This is a genomic window from Alkalinema pantanalense CENA528, from assembly GCF_050753345.1.
Lineage (GTDB): Bacteria > Cyanobacteriota > Cyanobacteriia > Leptolyngbyales > Leptolyngbyaceae > Alkalinema > Alkalinema pantanalense.
Map to the genome: position 1 here is coordinate 1 of NZ_JBLZFX010000177.1, position 4968 is coordinate 4968.

The following is a 4968-nucleotide window of genomic DNA, read 5'->3' on the forward strand; positions in this document are numbered from 1 at the left end:
AGATTCAGCATGAGAAGGCTCTGGGCTACTGCTTCACATTATCCATTATTTCCCAACACGTCTATTGTGTCCAGGTTCATGCTGGATAATCTGGTTAGGATCAAATAGAAGTTTTTGAGCAGAATTGGCAGGTGCTTGATGGCAAATCTGTGAGAGATCACGAGTATGACCATCAATAGTAGTCATGTAGCAATTTAGATCAGTCTCTTGCTGTGGGTCTGTTGCATTCGCGCGGGATTGGCTGGAGAGATGCCAAAGAATCAAACTAAGAAGTGAGGCAAGTGTAATTGTGAACCAAACTTGAATTCGCATCGTAGTAACTACCTGTCAGTAATGAATTAACTTTAGTCATGAACAACTTCAACCTGTGAGGCAAAGGGGTATGTAGAAATCAATGGATAACTCGCAATACAGCCCTTCAGCCGTTCTTTTTACATACATCGGCTAGGGAACTGGAACAATCGTCGCAGCATTAGCTCCCGTCTCCTGGAGCTTTTTCACTGCTGGCATGAAACGTTCTAGAGGCACTGCACCATTCATTGTGCTACCACTGTAGGTAAATGCCCCCCAATGCAGTCCCATTACCTGCCGTTGGTTATTATGTAAGCTTGAACCCGAGGCACCTCCTTTAGTATCGCAATTGTGCATCAAGTTACCAGCCACGATCGTATTAGTAATAAAGCAGTTGAAATGGGCCGCAGGATAGTTATTGTAGTCACCGGAATACCCAATCAAGTTGGTATACTTATTTTTCGTTGAATTGCCTGCATTGTTAATGTTTAGGTAATAAGCTTCATTACCAAACCAACCAACGGCCTCGCCAAATTCCATCCAACGAGCATTGCGGTAAATTGGACGAAAACGAATGGCTGCCCAATCCTGCACATGCTGAGATAACAGAGTTGGGCTCGTCTTCCGTCCCAACCAGAAGAGATCAACAGTCGTCCCTGCAAAATTAGTAGTCCCGTATTGGACGGAATAGGCTTTGATCTGTTTGGGCAGACGTCCCTGGCTATCGATTAAGCAATGGACATTGGTCAGTCCAATATTCTTACCAACGACAGTGAAGGTACAAGTATAGTATTTACCGTCTGCTTTCTGGATTTCCAACTGTCCTACTGCTTGGCGTTGACCAACACCCGTCAACCAACTATAGGTTGGACGCATACGGTTATCGGCTCCAATAACCTCTGCAGTAGCTGACTTAGCTGTTCCAACGATCGAACCAAATAGGCTCGTTGTAATAATGAGGGCGGTCAATAATGAAGTTTTTTCTGTATGCATCATAGGATTTACCTCAGTGTAAGTTCTCCACCTGAAACGTAAACAATACAGATTCAGGATGCAGCTACATAGAATTCAATAAGCTGAAGATGACGTTATGCATCTTCACAAAAGTTCTTTGTCAGGCGAAGACAACAAGTATCTATGAAAAAATACTGAGTGGAGATATTTTCCTAATCTATCAACTTTGACCCATTTAAACAGACTGAAAAGGTCCGAAGAAAGTCTGAAAAAAGTCTGCTAACTAACCTAAAGATTTCTAGACAAATCCTGAACCATTGCCCGACAATCGTTAGGAAGCCGGAAGAAAGTGGAAACGATAGCCCTATGACCGTTGACGATGCGATCGCCCTAGTAGAGCGAGTCTTGGAACGTGGCAAATTGACAACGATCCAGGAAGCAGTCCTTCGGGGAACATGGGAAAGGCAAACCTATGGGCAAATCGCTAGAAACAACGGGTACGGCGAGGGACATGTCAAGGATGTTGGATCAGAGCTATGGCGATCGCTGACCTTAGCACTGGGAGAAAAGGTTACAAAGCAAAATGTGCACGGCGTCATTCAGCGATCGCAAACTTTGAGACAAGCAGTAACCTCGCCTTCCCTAGCATCTCCCATCGTTCTATCTCTGATAGGATCTGGCCGAACGATAGCAGTGCAGCCCCATCAAAGTCTGCCTAGCCATTCTCAGATCAGCTGGGGCGATGCGATCGATGTATCCATCTTTTATGGCCGCGAATTAGAACTGGCTAAATTGCAAACCTGGATTGTCCACGATCGGTGTCGATTGGTGGGAGTTTTGGGCATGGGCGGCATAGGCAAAACCTCGCTGGCAACCAAGCTAGCGGAAACAATTCAGCAGGACTTTGAGGCGATTATTTGGAGATCGCTGCGAGACACCCCCCCGATCGCTGAACTGTTAGCAACCCTAATCCAATTTTTATCCCCCCAGCCAACGGTGGCTCTTCCCGATAGTGTGCGAGGACAGATTTCTTACTTATTGGAGTTACTGAAGCAATCGCGTTGTTTAATCGTCCTGGATAACTTTGATACATTGTTGCAAAGTGGCGAACGGGCGGGAACCTATCGCCTGGGCTACGAGATCTATGACGAACTGCTGCAAACATTGGGAGAAGTTGCCCACCAAAGTTGTGTGGTGTTGACCAGTCGAGAAAAATTACAGCCGATCGGTATTCTGGAAGGCGATCGATTGCCTGTGAGAACCCTCTCTCTGGACGGACTGGATCAAAGCGCAGGCCACCATATTTTGGATGACAAAGGTGTGCAAGGAACCCCCAAGGAAGTGGAAGAGGTCATTGACTACTATCGCGGCAATCCCCTTGCCCTCAAAATTGCAGCCACTTCCATTCAAGATTTGTTCGCGGGCAACATTCACCAATTTTTACAACAGGGCAGCATTCCCTTTAATGGGATCAATACCCTGCTCCAACAGCAGTGCGATCGCCTGTCCTTGCAAGAACGATCGATTATGTACTGGCTTGCCATTCATCGGGAGCCTGTGAGCATCGATCGCCTACAAGAGGATGTCGGCGCTGATCTGCCTAAACCCACCCTCATCGCATTGCTGGAATCTCTCCGTTGGCGAAGTCTGATTGAAAGTGGGGCAAAGGGCTTTACCCAGCAACCTGTGGTGATGGAATACGTCACAGAATGCATCATCACACAAGGGGTTCAAGAGATTTTGGCAATCCAGCCCCATCTGTTATTAAACCATGCTTTAATCCATGCTCAGGTTAAAGATTACATCCGTGACAGTCAAATTCGGGTGATTCTGCAACCAATCCTCGATCGATTACTCAGCCAACTAGGAACCACCCAGCAATTAATTCAACACTTCGATCGTCTCTTAGAACAGTTTCGCCAGCACTATCGACACCAACGCAACTACGGTGCCGGAAATCTCCTCAACCTCTTCCGTCAACTCAATACTGACCTCACAGGCTACAATTTCTCAGGCTTAAGCATTCAGCAAGCTTATTTACAAGATATGAACTTGCATAAAGTTAATTTTACTCAGGCTGAATTCGCCCATTGTGTCTTTGCTTCCACCTTTGGCGGGATTACTTCGGTTGCCTTTAGTCCGGATGGGCAGGCGCTAGCAACCAGTGATACCAATGGAGGCATCCAAGTCTGGAAGCTTCAAAATGGACAACCCATGACCTATTGCACAGGGCATAATAGCTGGGTCTGGAGTGTTGCATTCAGCCCTTCGCAGCCCATCCTAGCCAGTGGAGGTCAAGATCATCAAGTCCGACTGTGGGCTAGTAATACAGGGGAATGCCTGCAATTACTGGAAGGCCATACTGGCATCGTAACATCTGTGTCTTTTAGTCCAGATGGAAAATGGCTTGCAAGTACCAGTGGCGATCAAACAATTCGACTCTGGAACGTAACAACCGGAAATTCCATCAAAGTACTCAAAGCCCATCAAGCCTGCGTTTGGACAGCCACTTTTCATCCTGATCTCAAAACGCTCTTTAGTGCTGGAGAAGATAACCGGATTTATCAATGGAGCCTAGAGACGGGTCAGTGGATCAATACACTGGAAGGACATCAAGGTTGGATTAGAACGATTGCAATTAGCCCAGATGGCAATCTTCTAGCAAGCGGTAGCTTTGACAATACCATTAAGCTTTGGGATATCCCGTCTGGAGAGTGCCTAGTCACGTTACAGGGTCATTCTCAACCTGTGACTAGCGTTGCCTTTAGTGCAGACGGGCAAACGCTAGCCAGTAGCAGCTACGATAATACGGTCAAACTATGGTGTGTCCGCTCCCATAGGCTAATCAAAACATTACAAAAACATACGAATTCTGTTTACACGATCGCCTATCATCCAGTTCAACCGATCCTAGCCAGTGGAGGAGAAGATTATACGGTTCGACTTTGGAATATCGAAACAGGAGACTGTACAACCACCTTCCAAGGCTATAGCAACGCTATCTATACCATTGCCCTCAACGATCGGCAAACCTTGCTCGCTAGTGGCCATGAAGACCAGACCATTAAGCTCTGGAACTTAGATGACATCATAGAGTCTCATCAGCAATCGCTACCATCCCAGATCCTGCGAGGGCATAGCGGAAGAGTTTTATCCATTGCTTTTGTTCCCACAAGTTTACCGATCGATGCGCGCGCGAAGCAGGTCGATCGTGAGCCCTTGCTAGTGAGTGCGGGAACCGATCGCACCCTTAAATTATGGAATGTCATTACTGGAGAATGTTTAACAACACTGCATGGACATCGTAGTTGGATTTGGAAAGTTGCAGTTCATCCCAATGGGAAATGGATCGCTAGTGCGAGTTATGATTGCACTGTCAAAATGTGGGATTTAGAAACTGGACAATGCCTACAGACATTGAAGGAGCATCCTAGTTCAGTCTTATCAGTGACATTCAGTCCGGACGGACAATGGCTGGCTAGTGGAGGCTACGATCGAATCATCAAACTCTGGAATCCCTACACTGGACAATGCTTACACACATTTCAAGCCCACATCAATCGAGTCTGGACGGTGACGTTTAGTCCAGATAGCCAATGGTTATTAACAGGAGGCGATGATTAGAGTTGTTGGGAAATAAAACCAGCTCTGGGACAGGGTTTGCCCTGACTGTTATCTAACTTATGCTGCATCTAAGTAGAAGTTCCACAAGCCTGCTGCGTT

General features: G+C 46.6%; 2 protein-coding genes. One reads left to right on the top strand and one right to left on the bottom strand.

Annotation, left to right across the window (positions count from 1 at the left end; genetic code table 11):
* Positions 1-444 precede the first annotated feature (444 nt).
* Positions 445-1287, bottom strand: coding sequence for a trypsin-like serine peptidase (locus tag ACN4EG_RS27070; protein ID WP_431633395.1), 843 nt, complete (start codon positions 1285-1287; stop codon positions 445-447).
* Positions 1288-1611: 324 nt separating this feature from the next.
* On the opposite strand from ACN4EG_RS27070, the gene ACN4EG_RS27075 reads away from it, so the two are divergent.
* Positions 1612-4869, top strand: coding sequence for a WD40 repeat domain-containing protein (locus tag ACN4EG_RS27075; RefSeq protein WP_431633396.1), 3258 nt, complete (start codon positions 1612-1614; stop codon positions 4867-4869).
* Positions 4870-4968 lie beyond the last annotated feature (99 nt).

Coding starts and splice junctions, on each gene's coding strand:
- ACN4EG_RS27075 (WP_431633396.1), top strand. CDS start 1,612: ATGACCGTTGACGATGCGATCGCCCTAGTAGAGCGAGTCTTGGAACGT.
- ACN4EG_RS27070 (WP_431633395.1), bottom strand. CDS start 1,287: ATGATGCATACAGAAAAAACTTCATTATTGACCGCCCTCATTATTACA.